The sequence below is a fragment of the Ensifer sp. Root31 genome (assembly GCF_001424825.1).
Classification (GTDB): Bacteria; Pseudomonadota; Alphaproteobacteria; order Rhizobiales; family Rhizobiaceae; genus Ensifer; species Ensifer canadensis.
The window spans coordinates 79280-97491 of the sequence record NZ_LMCO01000007.1; the positions used below are offsets into that span (position 1 = coordinate 79280).

The 18212-nt window shown below is 60.6% G+C and carries 23 protein-coding genes, 1 tRNA gene and 2 pseudogenes; 11 read left to right on the forward strand and 15 right to left on the reverse strand.

From position 1 onward, the window contains the following. Window positions 1–57: 57 nt before the first annotated feature. The 3 genes from ASD00_RS09195 to ASD00_RS38535 form a co-directional block, all read right to left on the reverse strand. Entirely contained in the window at window positions 58–594 is a 537-nt protein-coding gene (locus ASD00_RS09195) for a DUF6151 family protein (RefSeq protein ID WP_025427510.1), read from the reverse strand. A 12-nt stretch (window positions 595–606) separates the two neighbouring features. Then, on the reverse strand, window positions 607–1227 hold the full coding sequence (locus tag ASD00_RS09200; RefSeq protein WP_038576209.1) for a TetR/AcrR family transcriptional regulator: 621 nt from the start codon (window positions 1225–1227) through the stop codon (window positions 607–609). Between the two features lie 318 nt (window positions 1228–1545). Beyond that, entirely contained in the window at window positions 1546–2250 is a 705-nt protein-coding gene (locus tag ASD00_RS38535; RefSeq protein ID WP_025427509.1) for a DUF930 domain-containing protein, read from the reverse strand. Between the two features lie 564 nt (window positions 2251–2814). On the opposite strand from ASD00_RS38535, the gene ASD00_RS09210 reads away from it, so the two are divergent. Both ASD00_RS09210 and ASD00_RS09215 read left to right on the forward strand, forming a co-directional pair. Beyond that, entirely contained in the window at window positions 2815–3732 is a 918-nt protein-coding gene (locus ASD00_RS09210) for a PhzF family phenazine biosynthesis protein (protein ID WP_057206218.1), read from the forward strand. Window positions 3733–4176: 444 nt separating this feature from the next. Further along, window positions 4177–4252 (forward strand) — tRNA-Lys (locus ASD00_RS09215). Window positions 4253–4339: 87 nt separating this feature from the next. Here ASD00_RS09215 and ASD00_RS09220 read toward each other — a convergent pair. The 4 genes and pseudogenes from ASD00_RS09220 to ASD00_RS09235 all read right to left on the reverse strand — a co-directional run. Then, window positions 4340–4654 (reverse strand): annotated as a pseudogene (locus tag ASD00_RS09220) (hypothetical protein); the annotation flags it as partial. A 55-nt stretch (window positions 4655–4709) separates the two neighbouring features. Continuing rightward, window positions 4710–4904: a hypothetical protein gene (locus ASD00_RS09225; RefSeq protein WP_025427506.1), complete on the reverse strand. Its 195-nt coding sequence runs from the start codon at window positions 4902–4904 to the stop codon at window positions 4710–4712. A gap of 145 nt (window positions 4905–5049) precedes the next feature. Beyond that, window positions 5050–5331 carry a hypothetical protein gene (locus tag ASD00_RS09230; protein WP_025427505.1) on the reverse strand — a complete coding sequence of 94 codons (282 nt, stop codon included), beginning with the start codon at window positions 5329–5331 and terminating at the stop codon, window positions 5050–5052. Between the two features lie 55 nt (window positions 5332–5386). Next, window positions 5387–5584: a hypothetical protein gene (locus tag ASD00_RS09235; RefSeq protein ID WP_025427504.1), complete on the reverse strand. Its 198-nt coding sequence runs from the start codon at window positions 5582–5584 to the stop codon at window positions 5387–5389. A gap of 348 nt (window positions 5585–5932) precedes the next feature. Between ASD00_RS09235 and ASD00_RS09240 the strand changes: the two genes are divergently transcribed. The 5 genes and pseudogenes from ASD00_RS09240 (at window position 5933) to ASD00_RS09265 (ending at window position 10942) form a co-directional block, all read left to right on the forward strand. Continuing rightward, the gene (locus ASD00_RS09240) at window positions 5933–6544 is read left to right on the forward strand and encodes a hypothetical protein (protein ID WP_025427503.1); all 612 of its coding nucleotides are present in this window, start codon (window positions 5933–5935) and stop codon (window positions 6542–6544) included. Between the two features lie 878 nt (window positions 6545–7422). Then, window positions 7423–8940 carry a DUF1254 domain-containing protein gene (locus ASD00_RS09250; RefSeq protein ID WP_057206224.1) on the forward strand — a complete coding sequence of 506 codons (1518 nt, stop codon included), beginning with the start codon at window positions 7423–7425 and terminating at the stop codon, window positions 8938–8940. 174 nt (window positions 8941–9114) lie between these two features. Continuing rightward, on the forward strand, window positions 9115–9435 hold the full coding sequence (locus tag ASD00_RS09255; protein ID WP_025427500.1) for a hypothetical protein: 321 nt from the start codon (window positions 9115–9117) through the stop codon (window positions 9433–9435). 450 nt (window positions 9436–9885) lie between these two features. Next, a pseudogene (locus ASD00_RS09260) lies at window positions 9886–10485 on the forward strand (DUF6596 domain-containing protein); the annotation flags it as partial. 94 nt (window positions 10486–10579) lie between these two features. Beyond that, entirely contained in the window at window positions 10580–10942 is a 363-nt protein-coding gene (locus tag ASD00_RS09265; protein WP_025427498.1) for an SPW repeat protein, read from the forward strand. Between the two features lie 445 nt (window positions 10943–11387). Here the strand turns inward: ASD00_RS09265 and ASD00_RS09270 are convergent, their stop codons facing one another. Then, complete coding sequence (locus ASD00_RS09270; RefSeq protein WP_025427497.1) at window positions 11388–12050, reverse strand: hypothetical protein; 663 nt, start codon at window positions 12048–12050, stop codon at window positions 11388–11390. 237 nt (window positions 12051–12287) lie between these two features. Between ASD00_RS09270 and ASD00_RS38540 the strand changes: the two genes are divergently transcribed. Both ASD00_RS38540 and ASD00_RS09275 read left to right on the forward strand, forming a co-directional pair. After that, window positions 12288–12461, forward strand: a complete 174-nt coding sequence (locus tag ASD00_RS38540) for a DUF1328 domain-containing protein (protein ID WP_025427496.1) — start codon at window positions 12288–12290, stop codon at window positions 12459–12461. Between the two features lie 83 nt (window positions 12462–12544). Beyond that, a complete protein-coding gene (locus ASD00_RS09275) occupies window positions 12545–12946 on the forward strand; it encodes a hypothetical protein (protein ID WP_025427495.1) in 402 nt (133 codons plus the stop codon). Window positions 12947–13321: 375 nt separating this feature from the next. Here the strand turns inward: ASD00_RS09275 and ASD00_RS09280 are convergent, their stop codons facing one another. Next, window positions 13322–13810, reverse strand: a complete 489-nt coding sequence (locus ASD00_RS09280; RefSeq protein WP_057206228.1) for a hypothetical protein — start codon at window positions 13808–13810, stop codon at window positions 13322–13324. A gap of 168 nt (window positions 13811–13978) precedes the next feature. Here ASD00_RS09280 and ASD00_RS09285 point away from each other — a divergent pair, with 168 nt between their 5' ends. Further along, window positions 13979–14131 (forward strand): hypothetical protein, encoded by a 153-nt coding sequence (locus ASD00_RS09285; RefSeq protein ID WP_025427493.1) that lies wholly within the window; start codon window positions 13979–13981, stop codon window positions 14129–14131. 230 nt (window positions 14132–14361) lie between these two features. Here the strand turns inward: ASD00_RS09285 and ASD00_RS09290 are convergent, their stop codons facing one another. The 6 genes from ASD00_RS09290 to ASD00_RS09315 all read right to left on the reverse strand — a co-directional run bounded on the left by ASD00_RS09290 (window position 14362) and on the right by ASD00_RS09315 (window position 17595). Continuing rightward, window positions 14362–14766, reverse strand: a complete 405-nt coding sequence (locus ASD00_RS09290; RefSeq protein WP_025427492.1) for a hypothetical protein — start codon at window positions 14764–14766, stop codon at window positions 14362–14364. Between the two features lie 100 nt (window positions 14767–14866). Beyond that, a complete protein-coding gene (locus ASD00_RS09295; protein ID WP_057206230.1) occupies window positions 14867–15487 on the reverse strand; it encodes a C39 family peptidase in 621 nt (206 codons plus the stop codon). Between the two features lie 34 nt (window positions 15488–15521). Further along, window positions 15522–16160, reverse strand: a complete 639-nt coding sequence (locus tag ASD00_RS09300) for a putative immunity protein (protein WP_200951447.1) — start codon at window positions 16158–16160, stop codon at window positions 15522–15524. Window positions 16161–16275: 115 nt separating this feature from the next. Further along, entirely contained in the window at window positions 16276–16695 is a 420-nt protein-coding gene (locus ASD00_RS09305) for a GNAT family N-acetyltransferase (RefSeq protein WP_025427489.1), read from the reverse strand. A gap of 256 nt (window positions 16696–16951) precedes the next feature. Continuing rightward, the gene (locus ASD00_RS09310; RefSeq protein WP_025427488.1) at window positions 16952–17158 is read right to left on the reverse strand and encodes a hypothetical protein; all 207 of its coding nucleotides are present in this window, start codon (window positions 17156–17158) and stop codon (window positions 16952–16954) included. Next, entirely contained in the window at window positions 17158–17595 is a 438-nt protein-coding gene (locus ASD00_RS09315) for a hypothetical protein (RefSeq protein WP_025427487.1), read from the reverse strand. The genes ASD00_RS09310 and ASD00_RS09315 overlap by 1 nt, the downstream gene beginning before the upstream one ends. A 248-nt stretch (window positions 17596–17843) precedes the next feature. On the opposite strand from ASD00_RS09315, the gene ASD00_RS09320 reads away from it, so the two are divergent. Further along, window positions 17844–18092: a hypothetical protein gene (locus ASD00_RS09320; RefSeq protein ID WP_025427486.1), complete on the forward strand. Its 249-nt coding sequence runs from the start codon at window positions 17844–17846 to the stop codon at window positions 18090–18092. Window positions 18093–18212 lie beyond the last annotated feature (120 nt).

Below are 18212 nucleotides of genomic sequence, written 5' to 3' on the forward strand. Positions count from 1 at the left end.
GCTGGCAGGGGCGCGAGACGGAAGGCCGACATGTGCCGACCCATCCGCACGCCGGCGTCAGGCCTCGATCTTGCGCGCTATTGCGATCTTCGGGTTGCGGAAGCCCATGGCGATCCAGGCCCAGAGAAGCTTGGCGTAGAAGGATACGGTGTGGGTCTTCAGGTTGGGGATGTCCTTGGGCAGCCAGGAAGCGTCGGGCAGGTCGCCGACCATGGTGCGCAGCTCGGCCTTCGGCCGCGTCTCGGCCGGCCAGAGGTGCAGATAGAGGCTGAGCCAGTGCGCGCCCTTCATTTCCAAAAACATCGGCGTGTTGCAGCAGGTGGCGACGACGCGGCGTGAGCCCGCACCCTCTGACAGCCGGAATTCGCTGAGGTTCTCCTCGCCGGAGACAATCGTGATCCGGTCCTTGCGGTATTCGGCGCTGGGGGTGGCCTCATAGGAAGTCAGGATGTTGCGGGCGCCGGGCAGGGCGCCAAGGCGGGCGGCGGCCGCCCTGCAGCTGTCGCAAAGGCATTCGGAAACAAGGATCGGCGCTCCCTGCACTTTCAGCCGTGTCTGTCCGCAGGCGCATCCGATATGGGTGGTATCGCTCATGTCGCATCCTCCTCAAGTGACGTGAAACAGGTGCCGGATGTACCGGTCGAGATGGTCGAGGCTTTCGCGCGCAAGCTCGGGGTCGTTGCCGGCCTTGGCGAGCACGAAGCCGCCCTGGATGACGGCCTGCGTGTGCCGGGCCAGGCTTTCGGCCGTCCAGGCGTCGACAATGCCGCGGTCGCTGCGTGCGGCCTCGATGTCGGCTTCGAGCGTGGCGGTATGACCGAAGATGCTGCGGGCGCAAGCCTCGCGAATGTCGGGCGCGCTGGCATAGACCTCCTGCGCCAGCGTGCCGACCAGACAGGTGAACTCGGTGATTTCACCGAGGATGATCGCCTTGCGGAAGGCGACGTAGGCGAGAACGCGCGCCAGCGGATCGGGCGGTCCGTGATAGGGGGCGGCGGCGAAAAAGTCGGTCGTCGTTTCCGCCCAGTAATCGGCCGCAGCGACGCCGAGCGCGTCCTTGCTGGCGAAATGGTGGAAGAACGCGCCCTTGGTGACGTCAGCCGCACGGCAGAGGTCGTCGACGCTGGTGGCCGCAAAGCCTTTTGCGCGAATGACATCGCGCGCCGCATCGAGAAGCCGGATCCGTGCGTTGCCGCGTTCGGGTGATTGCTTTGTTGGTCTGGGCATTTAACCAACATACCATACGGTCGGTATGTGTCAATGGCGGGATTTTTTGGTAACTGGGCGATAGGAGCGATCCCGAGCGGCTATGAGGGTGATTTTCGTGTCATTGCATTGACGAAGGCCGGAATGGGACGCGACACGGGGTACCTCACGGGCCCGGATCATGATGGGCAAATGCCTGAATTTATTCAAGGAATTGCGCGCGCTATTTAACGCAACGCAACATCTCCATGCGGCCCCGGTTTTGGCGCAACGCGCCATAACGGTTTGGCGCCGGAGCGATGGCGAAGGGCGGGTAATGCGAGGGGATGGTCGCGACCATCAGTCGGCGGCAGTGTCGGCGATGGGAAGCCCAAGGTCCTGCCATTGCTCGCGCGGGATGGCATCGCCGACCTTGAAGTCGAAGCCGACCACTGTCGTTCGATCCGGCGTGACCGAGCAGGAATAGGCGATGCGCCACCATTGCCGTTTGCTGCGAAACGCTCCGCCATTGGTCTTCAGCGTTTCCCCGGAGAACTTCACGCCCGACAGGGCATAGGCGACGAGGTAATCCGGATCGAGGTCGGCCTTCCAGCGGTGGACCTGTTCCATCGCTTCGAGATTGCAGAGCTGCACCACGCGCTCTTCGGGCGCCAGCTGCGCCAGACCCTTACGCGCCTGGCGGCTACGCGGCGAGGCGAGGATGCCGGCGGAATAGAGGTTTTGGGCGTGCACCATGCCTGGGGCCTGCGGCGCGGGCTGGTTGCCGCGGGGGCGCTCGTCGGTCGTCTTGGCCGGCGTCTTCAGATTTTCGCGCTGCGGTTCTGGCACCGGCAGGCTCGCTTCCGACGCGGGCACGGCAGGTTTCGGCTTTTCCGGCACGCCGGCCAGGATTTCGACCTCGATGCTGTCTACGGCGCCCGGCGGGGGCATCAGCTTCGGCGGCAGGCGCGAGAATGCGGCGAAGGCGAAGGCATGCAGCACCAGCGCAAGCGCCAAGGCCCACCAGATCGTCGTGTCATCCGCCCGTCGCATCGTTTGCTGCATGCGCTACTGCCCGCTCCTTAAATCCTATTCGATTTAAGGATAAAAACATGCAGCCATTCAAAGTGCTACAGCGACCTTTGCGCGTCTAATAGATGCGCGGCGCTGTAGATCACGTCGTTCAAGATCGGTTTGCTGCGTTGTGTTTTGAAGTGTTGCCCGTTTCGACGGGGTCGCAGAAGCGCTCTACCTCTTTGTTCTTAGCTTTTCCTGACGGAAATCCGCTTCGCACTTTTCCTGGAAGTGCTTTGGCTTCTCGCCCTATGCACGTCGTGACGCGGAAGCGCGGGACATTTTCGGGCGCCATGCATGAGATCAGCACCAAATCCGCGGCACGGTCGCGCATTGGCGGCCGCGGCGATCACTTTTCCGGCACCGGCAGGGGCGTTCTTGCGCAGTCGTGCCGCTGACGGGTGTCCCATGCGGTCAACGGCGGCCTTGTTTTCGGCCCAGTGGCGAGGGGGATCGGATAACGATGGGTGTGGTGCACGATGGCGTTTTTGCGCTTGCCGCCCGGGCGATGACATTGCAAGTTCGTGGCCGGACTATATTCGCAAGGGGGAATAAATGCCGCTCAGCTACGCGATCTACGATGTCTTCACGCAGAACCGGCTGGAGGGCAATCCGCTGGCCGTCGTCTTCGGGGCGGATGCACTCGACGATCAGGCGATGCAGACGATCGCGCAGGAGTTCAACCTTTCGGAGACGGTGTTCATCCGCCGGCCGGGCGGGGCGGCGCATACGGCGCGGCTGCGCATCTTCACGCCGGGGCGCGAGCTTCCCTTTGCCGGGCATCCGACCGTAGGTGCTGCGGTGGCGATCGCCGAAAGAGCCCACGGCATGGCTGAGGAGAGCGCCGATCTCGTGCAGGTACTGGAGGAGAAGGTGGGGCCGGTGCGCTGCGCCGTGCGCATCAAGCCGGGCGAGGCGAGCTTTGCCGAATTCGACCTGCCGCGCAGATCGACCCGGCTCGACGCCCGCTTCGACAAGCAGGCGCTTGCCGACGCGCTGAGCCTGAAGACCTCGCAGATCGGCTTCGAGAACCATGCGCCGTCCTTCTGGAGCGCCGGCGTTCCCTTCGTCATGGTGCCGCTGCACGATGTATCCGCGGCCGCTACCGTCGAATTCGACCCGCAGCGCTGGGAGCATCTGGCGCCGCTTGCCGAAGGACGCCTAGCGTCTGCCTATCTCTATTGTCGCGGCGGCATCAACCACACGGCGCGGTTCCACACCCGCATGTTCAGGCCCGAGATGGGCCTTGCCGAGGACCCGGCAACGGGTGCGGCGGCGGCAGCACTTTCCGGTGCCATCCACCACTTCGACCAGCTGGTCGATGGCCACCACCCCTTTCTGATCGAGCAAGGGGTGGAGATGGGGCGGCCGTCCTTCATCCGCCTGCATCTCGATGTGGCGGGCGGCCAGATCAACACGGCGCGCATCGGCGGCCATGCAGTGAAGATCGCCGCCGGCGAGCTGCTGCTTTAAGGGAGCATGGCGCAGGGGCGGATGTCAGGGCGCTTGTAGCGTGCCGCGATCCCTGGGGTTGGCCAGTCGGACTTTAGGCGTGTCGCTACCCGCAAACCGGCTGCACGCTTTTGCGCGACATGCGCTTGGGTTCTTGTCCTCGATGTATTTAGCCTGATGCATGTCGTCGTCCCGAGGCCGCGATATGCTTTGGGAGGCATGCATTCGCCACAGACGCGGCGTTCAAGGTCGGGCAGGGGAAAAGACGGCGTGTTGTTTCAGAGGCTTATGGTGGGTGCATCCAACGCAGTTGGCGAGAAGGGCGGCAGATCCTGTGGAAAAAGCCTGTTTTCCGCCCGTCTGAAATTTTTTCCCAAGAATTTTACAAAGGACGCTAGACAAGCCGAAAGAACGCCTTTATACGCCCCTCCAGACCGCAGCGACAAACACCGAAGCGGTCCGGATGGGTGATTAGCTCAGTTGGTAGAGCAGCTGACTCTTAATCAGCGGGTCCACGGTTCGAGCCCGTGATCACCCACCAAAACTTCCTTAAGCCGCTGATTTATTTCCAAAATTCCTGCTCTGTAAGAAGTTGCCGGTTTCCAAGAATTTGGAAACGGATTCCAATTTACATTGCGTTCTTGTTCCGGAAAGCAGCCGGTTCAATCTCGCTCCAACGAGCCTCCATCAGCTTCATTGCGTCCTTCGCCAATGACCGCAGCGCGACCTCTCGGCCGTAGTGCTGAACCATCTGCGCCGACATGTTGCAGATCGCCCCGACCTGGTTCTCGGTGCACCCAACTTCCAGCAGATTGATGACCGCGTTTTTGCGCAATCCGTGAAAGTCAATCCGCTCGTCGCGGAACCGTGTGAACTCGTGCTTCTTCATCAGCTTCTGCCATTCGGTCCGGAAACCGTCGGCCGACTTATAGGAGGGGGCCTGGGGCGGCCCACTACATGTGGCTGGAGATCGAAACGGCCACGGAAAGCCCACCAGATTAGATCAACTTGGCGAGCTTGGCGCCGTAGTAGCTCAAGCCACCGCTGACGATGAGGCCGACCCAACTTACCCACATAGGAACTGTCCAGCCGTCGATGACAACCGAAAAACCTATGAGAATGCGAACCAAGTGCACCATTGCAACGATCCCGAATATTGCGGCCGCAATCGTCAAGAAGGTCTTCTCGGTCATCGGAAGTTCCTCGTCTCAGAAACAAATAGTCTCTATCACACGCGCATCAGGGTCGTCTTGCGCCGGATCGCTCTGTGACCATACCGCAGCAGCTATGGTCGCCATGTGCAAAGTTGGTATAAGCAGGGTGAGCACTTGCAGCCAGCTAATGTCCACGTGGCGTGTCCTCCTGCAGGAGAGGCGAGTGCCGCTTGCGTGCGAGCAACACGACACCGGCGCCAATCTCGAACATCTCGGCATTCGAATTCATCGCGAGGAAATTGTTGTCGGCAAGTTCCATCAGCGCCGTCGCCACTTCCTCGCGTGACCGTCCGGCCTGGAAGGCCCGATCGGCAATCGACTGAAATTCGGCTTCTATCGCCTCCTGGCAATGGAGGTCGCGATCTGGATGGCATTTGGGATGCTTCGGCGCGGCGATTTTCGGCATGGCGTGTCCTCCCGCAGAAGATGGTAGGGCGCGGGTTGCCGTTCTCAAGGCCTAGCTAATTCACTGATGCCTTCTCGAACACGATGTGCATGTCGGTCCAACCGCGCTGGTAGGCCTCTTCGAGCACGTCGCACGACACGTCGTCGTCGACCCCGTTGACCCAATTTGCATGAGCAAGGTGGAAGATGCCCACTAGGCAAAACTCACGCAAATCGTCGTCGTCAAGCTCGGTGATGAAGGGGGTTGCTTCCATGATGGTCTCCTTTGATCGGAGGCTAAGGCGCATCGGTTGCGGTTGGCTACTCTCACTAGTGATAGTGATTTTTCGGGGTAGTCGACTCGACAAGAGCACGGATCGAAGAATTGGCCGGAGGGTTTCCCCTCCGGCCCCAGGCGCTGTGATGCCGAGGGTAGCGTCGCACGGCTCACACGCAAGGCTGCCACTAGCGCGATCAACGTCAGGCGTCATTCCCGGAGGTCTGTACCGCAAAACTTGACGTCGACCTTTTGAACCTGCCTATTCAAGAAATCTTAGGCGGACTTCCGCAAAGTGGATGCACGCGCGCGCCGGAGAAAACATGAAGTGCAGGAATAGTCCGATATGAAGGCTTCAACTGCCATCCCGCTTGCTCTGCTGCTCGGCGCTGCCACGATGCCGTTCTTGGGAACAACCGACGCGCAGGCACAGAACCGCGACGTCGATCAGTCGGTATTCGCCTTCGGCGGCACGATGGTCGACGCGGACATGTTCCAGTCAGCCAATCCTTTCGGCGTCAAATACGCCGACCTCCCGATCGTCGGCCTCGGCTACCAGTACTTCCCGGTAAGGATGGGCTCCTTCAGGTTTGGACTGGAAGCGGGGCTCGCCGGAAGATTCGGCGGGCATCCGAATGCGGAATTCTGGGGCGGCGTCGTCGGTCGCTACGACGGTTTCGAGATTGGCGATGCTGTCCGTATCTCGCCAGCCCTTACGTTTGGCATCAGCTATGTCACGCATGCCCAGGAGGGACGGGAGCGCCAGAACGAGCTGGAACGCAACGGGAATGCCAGAACCCTGTTCTATCTCGGCCCCGAGTTGAACCTTTCCTTCGAAACCATGCCCGACGTTGATTTCTTCTGGCGGGTTCACCACCGGTCCGGAGCCTGGGGGACGCTCGGCGACATGCACGGAGGCTCCAATGCAAATGTCCTTGGCGTGCGGTTCAATTTCTGAAGGACCTTCTTCGTCTCCAAATCTTCCGAATGCCACGATTTATGTTCTCTATCGGTTGCGCCATCGCACTGCAGCCGATCGAATTCCTTAGTTCACCAAACGCCGAACGGCATTGGCAATGTGTGTCGGTCGTTTGTGGAATTACAGAAAATAATCTAAATAGCGATCAGAATCGGTTGCCAATTCGCGATATGTTCCGGCGTTTCTCGTGCTTTGTCCTAAGCACATTGGAAACAGCTTTACTTGGGCGGTGGCGTTTTCAGCCTAAAGTCAATTACTCTTAATCAGCGGGTCCACGGTTAGAGCCCGTGATCACCCACCAAAACTTCCTTAAGCTGCTGATTTATTTCCAAAAGTCCTGCTCTGTAAGAATCGATCGGCTGGCTTTGGTCGACCGTTTCGCGTCTCATGTTGACCATTGAGGACAGCTCCGCCGGTTCCCTTAAGTAGACATCGTGCAAAAAACTCCAGAAATAACAGAGCCCTGGCGTAAAATCAGTGGTTTCGAACTCTGTTTGCTGCTCAGTACCGTAGAAATATGAATGTCGCGCAAGCAAAGCCGTCTTGCGACGGCGTGCAACACACACGTCCTACTGCATTAGCGAGGGGCAGACCATGACGACCAGACGGAATCTCCTGCTGGCAGCCACAGCCGTCGCAGCGACGGAAGTGCCACTCAGACCGCAGCACGTCGTCCGATACGCCCGCCACTGAAGCCTCGTTGCCCCGAAGGGCGCATCGCGTTCGAGGTTTAGTTACACGCTCGTAACAGTAATTTACGTTGCTCTAAGCCCGGAAGCGACGCAGCGTAAGTGGTGCACTGAGGGAATTCTATTTCACAGATCCAACGCAATTTTAAAGGTTCGGCCATGAGAGCAATGATACGTACGACGAGACTGCTTTGCGCCGCCGCCGCGGCAGTCCTGATAGGCTTGAGTACTGCTTCTGCTGCCGATACGGCGCAGACCTACAAGATGACGACGCCCTTTGCGTCGGGCGTCGCGGTTCCGGATAAGATCGAGTCCTCGATCGGGACGCTGAATCTCAATTACGGCTACCCGTCGGCCGATACCGTCGACAAAATCTACGACAACCTCGACCGTTCGCGCGCGCTGCAGGCTTATCTGCTGGCGATTCCGATCGTAAATCAGGCCGGCATGCGCGACTCGATACGCAAGTTCGGGCCTGATAACCAGACCGACGTGATCTGGGAAAATCTGGTCGATCCGAAGTCCGTGGAGCTGACGGCCAACGATAACACGATCTACAACTACGTTTGGGTCGACACGAGCAAGGGACCGTTGGTGGCCGAGATACCGCCCAAGGTGCTGGGGATGGTCGACGACTTCTGGTACAAGTGGGTGGCCGACATCGGCATCACCGGGGCCGATAAGGGCAAAGGCGGCAAGTACCTCCTGTTGCCGCCTGGATTCAAGGGCGACATACCATCGGGGTATCACGTGGTGCGGCCGAGCACTTTCGGCAGCTACCTCGTCTTTCGCGCCTTCGTTGTAGACGGTTCCACCCAGCCCGGGGTTGACTCGGTCAAGAAGCACCTGCGGATCTATCGCCTGGACGAGGCCGCCAACCCGCCGCCGATGAAATTCGTCAATGCCTCCGGAATTCCGGCGAATTTCGTCTCGCCAGGCGACTATTCGTTCTGGAGCCTGTTGAACCAGGTCATCCAGGAAGAGCCGGCGGACGGTTCCGATCCCACCACCTTGGGCCTGTTCGCCTCGATCGGCATCGTCAAGGGCAAGCCCTTCAATCCCGATGAGCGGATGAAGAAGATCCTCACCGATGCCGCCAACATCGGCGCCGTGACGGCCCGGACGATCGCTTTCAAGGTTCGCGCGAAGGATGCGTATTTCTATCCTGACAGTACGTGGCGCCTGCCGTTTTTTGGCGGCTACAAGTTCGAGTCGGCGCCCGGTGTCAGCAACCTGGATGGTGCTGTCTTCTACTATTACTTCGCCATCGGCGTGACACCGGCGATGGAAGAGAAGATGGTGGGCGAGGGCTCGCAATATCCGTGGTCGGTTCAGGATTCGGAGGGCAATCCCTTTAATGGCGGCAAGACCTACAAGCTGCGCCTGCCGCCAAATGTCCCGGTCAAGGATTTCTGGTCGGTCATCGTCTACGACAACCAGACCCGGTCGATGGTGCAGACCGACCAGCAAGCCCCAAGCGTCAGTAGCCAGAACAAGGGCGTCAAGGCCAATGCGGATGGTTCGGTGGATGTCTATTTCGGACCGAAAGCCCCGGCGGGAATGGAGAACAACTGGGTGCAGACAATCCCGGGCAAGGGCTGGTTCATGATCCTTCGCCTGTACGGTCCGCTGGAACCTTGGTTCAACAATTCCTGGCGGCCTGGTGAGATCGAACTGGTGAAATAGGGGAAAACAGTCGAACGAGCGGATGGTTCGCCATCCGCTCGTTCGATCGTCAGGCGAAGGTTCGTCTCGCAGCGCCGATCGGAGCCGTGCGCTGGCCAAGGCCAGCCGCTCTGGAGGTAAATCCGCGCGCCACCCATCTTGAAAAATCGCAATTGTCGGATTACCGGATATCTCATGAAGATCTTCTCCGGAATTGCGTTTGCTGTTGCTACCCTCTTGCTTGTTTCGTCCTGCAGCGAAACTGGTCCGTCCGGGGATTCCCGGGCTGGCGTCGAAAATGCCCATCTGAGCGAAAAGGCCAAGGCGAAGCCTGCGAGCGGCAAGAAGGCCAAGACTGCAACTGCGGCCGAGGCGAAGGCGCTGGCTGATGCGAAGAGCCCAAGACAGTGCAAGACCCCGAGACAGCAGTGCGGCTATGGCGCAGGTCCGGCCGGCGAGCCGTGTTCGTGCTGGTCGAACGAGGGCTCGCCCGCAATGGGCGTGACCGTCAAGTAGCGAGAGGCAATCTGTCCCGGCCGCCGCGAATCTCTGCGCCTATGTGCCGAGGGCAGGGGTAAGGGCGTGGTGCATCTCGCCCTATTGTTGACCGTGCACTATCAAGTGATCTGTCTGGCTCCATCAGCCGTGTTCGGTTGATGGGGTCTTTTTTGTCGGCAGCGCTTCCGTTTCGACAGACGCAATCCACTGCATCCTCACCTTCAGGCCTTGCCGGCATGCCAACAGGCCGCCGCGCTCGAGCCTCTCTCGCCGATCCTCCAAAAATATTTCGGACGCATGTCGAAATCCGACGGCGGCTTCCGTTCTTGGGTCGTACGCAACTCAAACCGGGGATATCCCCATGATGCTGACGACCACTTCCCTCTACGCCCTCCTGCTCATCCCAATCTGGTTCGTTCTCTGGATCAGGGTGAGTAACGCCCTCCGGCGCAGGGCCGGGATCTCGCCGAGGAGGCCCTGTTTCTGTGCCGGCTGCTGAACCGGCTTCGCCCTGAAGATCCAGAGATCGAGGGGTGCCTTGCGCTTGTGCTGATCACGCATGCGCGCTGCCTGGCGCGCGTCGACGGCGATGGCGTCACCGTGCCGCTCGGCGAGCAGGACCGGACGAAATGGAACCTGGGGCAGATCGACGAGGGGCTCGGGTTGATCGATACCGCCATGCGGCGGCGCGCGCCGGGGCCATACCAGATCAAGGCCGCCATTGCCGCCTGCCACGTTCAGGGCGAGGCATCCGACTGGGCGCAGATCGTACTGCTCTATGACAGCCTGCTGCGGCTGGAGCCGACGCCTGTCGTGCGGCTCAACCGGGCGGTGGCGCTGTGCGAGGCGGGGTGGCAGGAACCGGCGATGCGCTCGCTCGACGCGCTTTCGGCCGAGCTTCGGGACTACCAGCCCTATCATGCGGCGCGAGCGGAGCTCCTGTCGCGGATGGGGCAAGCGGACGAAGCGGCAAAAGCCTATGCGATCGCCATTGCTCTCGCCGGTTCGCCTTCCGATGCGGCCTTCCTGCGGCAGCGGGCAGAACGTCCTTTGCGAACAGCCACTTGAAGTTTCACCTTGCAACAACCATCTCGAATCCAGGGCGTGCAACTGCGCGCTGGCAGTGACGCCTTGGTGAAACTTCATTCGTGGAGGTTATCAAATGGCGTACCATTTCATGGAAGGCAAAAGAGGGCAGGATTGGTGCAATCTTGCGCTGGCAGTGTGCCTTTTCCTTTCTCCCTGGGTGATCGGGTATAGCATGGAAACCGTTCCGGCTTGGAATGCCTGGATTGTTGGGCTTGCGCTTGCTGTGCTGGCCTACGCTACTCTCTCGGTCTTCGCAGAGTGGGAGGAGTGGGCCAATCTGGCGCTTGGGGCATGGCTGGTCGTGTCGCCCTGGGTGCTCGGCTATGCGGTCAATATGAGCGTGATGTGGACGCACGCCGTCCTCGGGCTGCTCGTGGCCGCCGTGTCGGCCTGGGCGGTTTGGGCGCATCGCCACGATCCGCATGCGCATGCGTGAAAGAGCATCGTCTGATAATCCATGATGGCCCCGGTAGGCGCAAGCCGAAGGGCCATCATGGACGAAGGACAGGTTTGATCGAAGGGTTCTCAAGGGACTGACGACACGTGCGTTCATTGGAACTGTTCGTTAAGTTCTCATGGCTCCGGGGCTGGGCTCCGGGTCTGGGGCGGAGCAGCGTCTTGCAATGCTGGTTGGGCCCTACAGCGCCGCGCATCCTGTTGGACGCGCAAAGGTCGCTGTAGCTTTGAATGCTGCATGTTTTTGTCCCTAAGCCGGATAGGGTTTAAGGAAACATGCGGTAGCAATGAAATCGGAAAATCGCTGGAATGATAGACCAATGGCGAGCGCCGACGCCGGCTTTCCATTGTCGGGCCGCGATCGCGGGCGGCGGCTTTCCGGGCCGCGAGGCGCCGTTGCGCCCACGGCGCCGGCGTTCAGCGGTTTATGGGCAGCAACCGAGGCGTCTGCAGGCGAATGTATAGGTCCTGTCGGGCGGCTCGAAGACTTGCTGCGCGGACTGCAATGCGGACCAGACGACACTCCTGACGTTGTCGGCAAATAGGGCAAGGAACGTTCCGATCGGGCCTTCCGCCAGCGGGCCGTGGATGGCGGCATGACCGAGCCCCTCGTCGAGTTCGTACGACTGCTCGGCGGTGATGTGCAGCACCTCACCCCGCGTCAGATCTTCCGGGTTGGGGACGCCGACATAGGCGAGCACGGTGGAAGCCAGGAGCTTGCAGACCTGCTTGCAGGCGCGGCAGGACAACTCGCTGGCGGCACTGACAAAGGCGCTGCCGATGCGAGCGATGATGGCGCGAAACCGGCTGCCGGGTCGGGCGCGGATCTCCAGAAAGGCATCGTAGGCCCGCCGCGCGGGGGGTATGATATAGAGCCGCACGCGATCGGCGAAATCCCTGGCCAGGTTTGCGACATCCGGGCCCCTGAGCGTGAAGGTGACGTCGCCGGCCAGGATCTCCAGAAGCAGAACGATGTGGGAATCCTCGTCATCGAACAGGATGCGCTCGTCGATTTCGACGCTGCCTTCGCCAACGAACTCCCGCACCTCTATCGTGTGCTCGCGGATTTCGGTTCGTTGCAGAAACATTGCCGCCCCCAGGGTCGCAACCGTGGGCATATCCTACAATGCGGGGCGGAACCGGGACATTAGCCTTATCTGAGTATCGACCCCGTTTGCTGACTAAGCCTGCGGAGTAACGCAAGGGCAAGGGCCGTATCTCCGACGCTTTGCGAGGTAAAGCGCATCACCGGGAATGCCACGCGGACGGGAACTTTTTGCCGGGATTCGACTTTCCGTAGCGACAACCAAACAGGAGTATTTGCGATGCTCAAGTGGGCGCTGATCTTCTTCGTCGTTTCATTGATCGCCGGCTTTCTCGGCTTCTCCGGCGTTTCGTCGGCAACGGCGGGCATCGCCAAGATCCTGTTCTATCTTGCTTTGATCGTCTTCCTGATCTTCCTGGTGCTGGCGTTCATGGCCGGTAGCGTTGTCGTTTGAGGTGACGAGGGCTGCGGCGCCGACACTGGCGGACATATCGAATTTTCTGTCGCCGCCGTCAGCGAGATGATACGGACCCGCGCATGAACCAGACCTTCCTTGCCGATCGCGCCTGCGGCACCTGCACGCTCTGTTGCCGGCTGCCGGATATCGATGCGCTGGCAAAGCCGGCCAACGAATGGTGTGAGAATTGCGTCGAGGGCAAGGGCTGCCGGATCTATCAGCGGCGGCCGCAGCTTTGCCGCGATTTTCTCTGTCTATGGATGACGGATGAGCGGCTCGGGCCCGAATGGGATCCTGCGAATTCGCACATGATGATCTATCGGCAGGGGCCGCAGATCACCGTGCTTGTCGATCCGGACTTCCCCGATATCTGGAGACGCGAGCCCTATTGGCGGCAGCTTTCGGACTGGGCAAGCGAGCCGACGACGGAGGGGCAATATGTCATCGTCTTCGCCGGCGATGCCGTCTTCAAGGTCGATTGAAATGTTTCCGTCATCGACGGACGAAAACCGCTTCGCATTTTTCCTGGAAGGGCTCGGTCTCTTTGTTTTTCGCATTTCCTAACGGAAAACCGCTTCGCACTTTTCCTGGAAAGGTTCTGCGCCCGGTAAGAAAAAGCCCCGCGCGATGGCGGGGCAAGCAAGCACCCAAAATGGCTCAGGGTGCGGGGAAGCGCAGTTCATAAAGGAACGTACTGCGCGGTACGGTAAATACTATGCCGACCTTGGGCTGGGGAAGGTCCGATTCGGCGATTCCGGTACGCCTGATGAAATAAATACGACGGGCGAGCTGTAGCGGCGCGGTTGCGCGGGCCGGCAGTACGGCTCAGGGCCGCCGGGGCGAGACAGGTGGCGGGCCTATTCCGGCGTCGTCAATTCCTCGTCCCAGGCCTCGAGGCTGCCCAGGATCTCCCTCAGCGTCTCTCTTCCCTGAACCCAGAGGCCTTCGTCCGGGATCGGCTGCACATCACCGCCCGCCGCCGCGATCGCGCTTCTGACCTCTTCCGGGCTTTCGCGGACATATTGGCGCTTGCCGCCGATATCCAGCGCTGACCCTAGGCCAGGCACGCGGTGGTTGGGCGCAAGCGGCATTGGCCCCTTGGCCGCGTGCACATTGACCCAGACCGGCGCGCCGATGCGATGGGTGAAACGATAGAGGGATGGCAGCTCGGCCTTGACGGCAGCGGCGACGGCCGCTGCCTCCTCCTGGACGAAAAAGGTCTGGCCGGCATTGATCAGCGTGTTGCCGAGACCGTCATCGAGGCGCGGATCCGTCTTGCGGATGCGCAGCACCTGGCTTGCCTCTAGCTCCAAAGGGGTGCCACTCCTTCGCATAAGCTTGATCATGAAATCCTCTCGAACGACAGGTTTAAGAGTGCTCCAAGTTTCGGAAGGTGTCGAGTGGGCGGTGCCGGCACGAAACTGGTTTAGTCCTTGTTTTTGTTGTCGGACACGTTGATTTTACCAGCGGGCGCGTCATCTCGTCAGGCGAGGCAAATCAAGACGGAGATGAGGATGTCCAGGGCCACCATCGCGCTGGTGTGTCCGGTGCTGCTTTCGCTGACGGCCTGCGGGAACACGGTGCGCGGATTCCAGAAGGACGGCACCGAGACCGGCCTTGCTCTCGACAATGCGACGTATCGGGTGCTGAAGGCGAGCGCTCAGTAAAGAGCGCCCGGCCTTGCCACCGGGAGACGGCCGCGCGTCTTTGCGAGCCAGCGCGGTTCCGGTAAAGACGGAAACGCGCTAGCTCCTTGTTTTTTACGAAAACCGCTTCGCACTTTTCCTTGAAATGCGCTGGAGCGTTTCCCGTTTAGACTGAGCCGCAGAACGCTATGGCTCTTTGTTTTTACGCATTTCCTGACGGAAAACCGCTTCGCACTTTTCCTTGAAATGCTTTAGCGCGACGGCACCGCGGTCGGCCGCGTCACCGTCTCGCTGCTGCCAAAGATGATGGCCGCAAACAGGAGCACGCCGATGAAGGTGATGACCGACGCGATGGCGACCACCGGCTCCAGTTGCGGGCTGCCGGTCAGCATCAGGTACAGCGACGGCACCAGCAGCGCGACGCCGGCGGTGTAGACGCAGTACTGGATCATCGCCAGACGCTTCTGCGCCTTGGCCGGGTTCAGCGCGTGGTAACCACCGAAGATCGCCATCGTCACCCATCCCAAAAGGTTTGCATGGGCGTGGGCGCCGATCGCGCTGTGATCCTGGCCGATGGCCATGTGCAGGCCCATCGATATGCCGATGATCAGAAAGATGATCGCTGTCTTGAAATACAATTGTGCTAGGCGTGGCATAAAGTAATTCCCCTCTGTTCCTGCCCCACCTGATTATTAGCATTTTCGCAGATGATTGCTGCCTGCCTTTATTGGGTAGTTCTTTGGGCTGGGTGCGAGATCAGCAGCTGACGGCGATACCGCGATTGGCGAAGAAACGGTCGAAGGTGGAAAGCGGCACGACGACATCGGCTTGATTGGCCCGGTCATGGCCGGAAGGATTGTGAAACCGGACGCTCTCGCGCGAGGCGGCCGTTACCAGCACGAGGTGTCCGCCTTTTGAAGGCGGCTCGCGCTGCGGCCACCGTATGGCGCTGCTGACCGAAGCGATGAAGAAGCGGCCTTCGGAAAGCACCTCCGGAATGTCCGTCGTCGGGATGTTGGTCAGCGTTTCGGCGGCAAGCCCGAAGCGCTCGCCGACGAAAGACACGAAGGGAGCGTAGATCAGTCCCTTGATCGAGGCATCGGCCTCGTTGACGACATAGCCGCCATAGTCGGTGCAGCCGCGCGCAAGCGACAGGATCGGGTGCAACTCGCCGCGTGCGGCCAGGATCATCTTCAGGCAGGCCATGCCGCAGACATTCACCGCCCAGCGCGCATATTCCTCAATCGTCTCAGCGCCCGAGTTGCGCCAGAGCGGATCGCGGTGAAGGGCCGCCGCACCCTCCGACAGAACCGCCAATGTCATCTCCGGGCTTTCCCATTGGCTGAAATAGGGGACCTTGTGTTCTACTGTTTCCATACCGCTTACTCCGTCGGGCGCGACGCAACTTTTGTCATTGGCGCAAGCCCCTATCAAGCCGGTAGAGCAGCGCGTGGAACTGGCCCTTGCTTGGTGCGCGCGCCGGCATTCGCTGCACGATGTGCCGGACTTCGGGTGGTGCCTGCGCGATCGCCCAGCGGACTTCCGCTTCGATGATGCCGGCCGGATCGACGGCGGCGAGCGCTGCGGCTTGCGCGCCGTAGGCTGCCGGGCCAAGGATGTGGTTGACCTGGTGAGGGGTGGCGATCGGATGGGCGTAGGCGGATCCGGCGGCAGCCATTGCGGCGCGGGCGGCGGCGGAGGCTGCGGGATCGCCGGCCTCGCGTGCAGCGGAATTGGCCGCCCAGGCTAGCTTGCGCAGCGCTGCAGTCCGCGCACCGCCTTGCGCAAAGGCGCGGATGGCCGAGAGAGCTGCGCGCGGGCGGGTATCATCAGGGGCCTCCGTCTCGAAAATGGGGAGGGCGCGTTCGGCGCAAACGGCAGCCCAGAGCGCAATATTGCGCAGGTCTTCTTCGTTCAGCAGTGGCGGATTCGTTTCGATGGGCATCATCTGCGGTCCCGGCGCGATGGGCGTGTCGATGTCTGTTTCGATGAAGCGGGGGATTTCGGCAATATCAGGGCGTGGCGTGGAGCGTCCCCCAAAGGCTGTCACGTTCAACGCCTCTCTACGGCCGGCCAAGGGTGTTTCTAGTCTCAGAACCGCTGCAGCGCTTTGTTTTCACGCATTTCCTGACGGAAAACCGCTTCGCACATTTCCTGGAAATGCTCTATGCGGCGCGGAAACAGAACACGATTTCGGGGTCGTTTTCATCGAGGTTGTCGATGTACCCGCTTGTGTGAAAACCGGCGCCGCTCAGGAGCTGCTGCATTTGCCTGTTGGACTGGTTCGTCGATGTGAAGATCTTCGGCGTTGCGCATATGCTCTTGAAATGTTCGACGAGCGCCATTCCGAGGCCCTGGCGACGAAACTGCGCGCCGACCATGACCATTTCAATGAAGCCGTTGCCGAAGAAATGGTAGGCCAGGACACCATAGGCTCCGACGGATTTGTCCGTCTCGGCCACGTAGCAGCAGCCTGTCTCTATCCACGCCCTGATATGATCACGGCGCTCGGGGTCGCCAGCCGCAATCGTATCGAGGGCGACCAGGCTGTCGTAGTCGGCGATGGTGGCGCTTCTGATTTTCATCAACGAATCCGGATGTGGTCGAGTCAGGGCGTAAAGAATCCGCCGAGCGAGATGCGGGCACGACGCCTAGCTTTAGGCGGCCAGCGCATCTTTTTCCATGGCGGATTTTCAGAAGCGTACAGCGGGACGAATGTCTGAGACGGGAATGAAGAGCGATCGCACGGGCAGCCAAGATCGGTATTTGAGCTGGCATTTTGGGTGATGAGGGCGGGTCGTTGCTCGACCCTCAAGTGGTGGAACAGATGCGAACGAGTGATCAGCGCCGCGCCGCATCAGGCTGGCGAGCAGTGGCGGCGGCAAGGGTGGCGCGCTTGCGGGTGGCCATCTCGTTGAATGGGGCAAGGCCCATGCGCTCGATATAGGCTGTTACGGCTGCCTCGACGCCCTTGTCGTTGCCGTCTTCCGTTTGCCAGAAGGCTTCCATGGCGGCGAAGAGGGCCGATTTGTCGAGTGCGATATCCATCAGGGCTGGGGTCCGAACTGCTGGCGGTGATTGAGCGTGCCGTGGCCCGGCTGGCAGAAGGGAGCGGCCTGGCGGAGGCCACCACCCGGCGCCTCGAAATCCGCGCACCAGCGTTCCCACGCCTCAGACGTGCGCACGAAGGCGGGCAGGAGGTGTTCATCGTCAGGGGTGCGATCGAAATCGTCGAGCCAGGCGTCGGCGACGGTCTCGGAGATGTCTTCGCCGGAGAGCGCTTCGAGATCGAAGCGGATGAGCTTGGTGGCGTGCTCGCCGTCATGGGCCCTCAGCCAATCGGCGGCAGTCGCAAAGATGGTGCCGATGCAATCGCTTTCCTCGATGAAATGGCCGCGCCCGAGCATGGTGACCGCGAGGATGATCTCGCGGCTCTGGGTGAAGGGGCTGACAAGCTTACCTTCTCGTACTGATGTCACTGTCATGCCTTCTCCCTGGCGAAACAGCAGGAAGGGCCGGCACGAGCCTTGAGGCGCGCTGCCGGATCCGGCTTTCCTCGTTTTCAATTGATGGTCACATAGTAGGGAAAATCCTATTTATCCATCAATAGGAAAAATATATTCGGCAGGATTTTTCTGACTGGCCTGTCGATATCCTTCTGTTTGTTCTTGTTTTGTTCGGAAGATTGAGTCAGCTTAGGGCTGCCATTGCAGGTGGCAGAGAGGAGCATGACATGGTCACAAACTTCGTCGTTCAGAGCTTTACGCGGGGAAATCGGGGTGCCTTGCTCGCCGACACTCCGGTGCAGGCGACAGGGGCCGATCACGCGCTCCGGCTGGCCGAAAGGCTGGCATCGACCAAGGTGGGCGTTGTCGCATTCAGCCGGGCAGGGGATCTGTCGACCGGCGAATTCGAAGACGCGACCATCCTTTTTATCGGCGGCGACCTGCCGTCCGAGATGCAGGAGATCATGGCCGCATAGACGGATCGGCAATTGCGTGAGACGGGCCTGTCCGTCGGTCTCGCGTTCTTTTCCGGTGTCCCAGGCGGCGGGGTGCGTTGTGTGGGCGGGCGCTTGGGCGCCGGTGGGCCGCTTAAGGCT

Coding starts and splice junctions, on each gene's coding strand:
- ASD00_RS09275 (WP_025427495.1), top strand. CDS start 12,545: ATGAACCAGACCTTCCTTGCCGATCGCGCCTGCGGCACCTGCACGCTC.
- ASD00_RS09305 (WP_025427489.1), bottom strand. CDS start 16,695: ATGAAAATCAGAAGCGCCACCATCGCCGACTACGACAGCCTGGTCGCC.
- ASD00_RS09240 (WP_025427503.1), top strand. CDS start 5,933: ATGAAGGCTTCAACTGCCATCCCGCTTGCTCTGCTGCTCGGCGCTGCC.
- ASD00_RS09230 (WP_025427505.1), bottom strand. CDS start 5,331: ATGCCGAAAATCGCCGCGCCGAAGCATCCCAAATGCCATCCAGATCGC.
- ASD00_RS09320 (WP_025427486.1), top strand. CDS start 17,844: ATGGTCACAAACTTCGTCGTTCAGAGCTTTACGCGGGGAAATCGGGGT.
- ASD00_RS38535 (WP_025427509.1), bottom strand. CDS start 2,250: ATGCAGCAAACGATGCGACGGGCGGATGACACGACGATCTGGTGGGCC.
- ASD00_RS09270 (WP_025427497.1), bottom strand. CDS start 12,050: ATGTTTCTGCAACGAACCGAAATCCGCGAGCACACGATAGAGGTGCGG.
- ASD00_RS09315 (WP_025427487.1), bottom strand. CDS start 17,595: ATGACAGTGACATCAGTACGAGAAGGTAAGCTTGTCAGCCCCTTCACC.
- ASD00_RS09285 (WP_025427493.1), top strand. CDS start 13,979: ATGTCCAGGGCCACCATCGCGCTGGTGTGTCCGGTGCTGCTTTCGCTG.
- ASD00_RS09210 (WP_057206218.1), top strand. CDS start 2,815: ATGCCGCTCAGCTACGCGATCTACGATGTCTTCACGCAGAACCGGCTG.
- ASD00_RS09255 (WP_025427500.1), top strand. CDS start 9,115: ATGAAGATCTTCTCCGGAATTGCGTTTGCTGTTGCTACCCTCTTGCTT.
- ASD00_RS09195 (WP_025427510.1), bottom strand. CDS start 594: ATGAGCGATACCACCCATATCGGATGCGCCTGCGGACAGACACGGCTG.
- ASD00_RS09235 (WP_025427504.1), bottom strand. CDS start 5,584: ATGGAAGCAACCCCCTTCATCACCGAGCTTGACGACGACGATTTGCGT.
- ASD00_RS09280 (WP_057206228.1), bottom strand. CDS start 13,810: ATGATCAAGCTTATGCGAAGGAGTGGCACCCCTTTGGAGCTAGAGGCA.
- ASD00_RS09265 (WP_025427498.1), top strand. CDS start 10,580: ATGGCGTACCATTTCATGGAAGGCAAAAGAGGGCAGGATTGGTGCAAT.
- ASD00_RS09290 (WP_025427492.1), bottom strand. CDS start 14,766: ATGCCACGCCTAGCACAATTGTATTTCAAGACAGCGATCATCTTTCTG.
- ASD00_RS09250 (WP_057206224.1), top strand. CDS start 7,423: ATGATACGTACGACGAGACTGCTTTGCGCCGCCGCCGCGGCAGTCCTG.
- ASD00_RS38540 (WP_025427496.1), top strand. CDS start 12,288: ATGCTCAAGTGGGCGCTGATCTTCTTCGTCGTTTCATTGATCGCCGGC.
- ASD00_RS09225 (WP_025427506.1), bottom strand. CDS start 4,904: ATGACCGAGAAGACCTTCTTGACGATTGCGGCCGCAATATTCGGGATC.
- ASD00_RS09200 (WP_038576209.1), bottom strand. CDS start 1,227: ATGCCCAGACCAACAAAGCAATCACCCGAACGCGGCAACGCACGGATC.
- ASD00_RS09310 (WP_025427488.1), bottom strand. CDS start 17,158: ATGGATATCGCACTCGACAAATCGGCCCTCTTCGCCGCCATGGAAGCC.
- ASD00_RS09295 (WP_057206230.1), bottom strand. CDS start 15,487: ATGGAAACAGTAGAACACAAGGTCCCCTATTTCAGCCAATGGGAAAGC.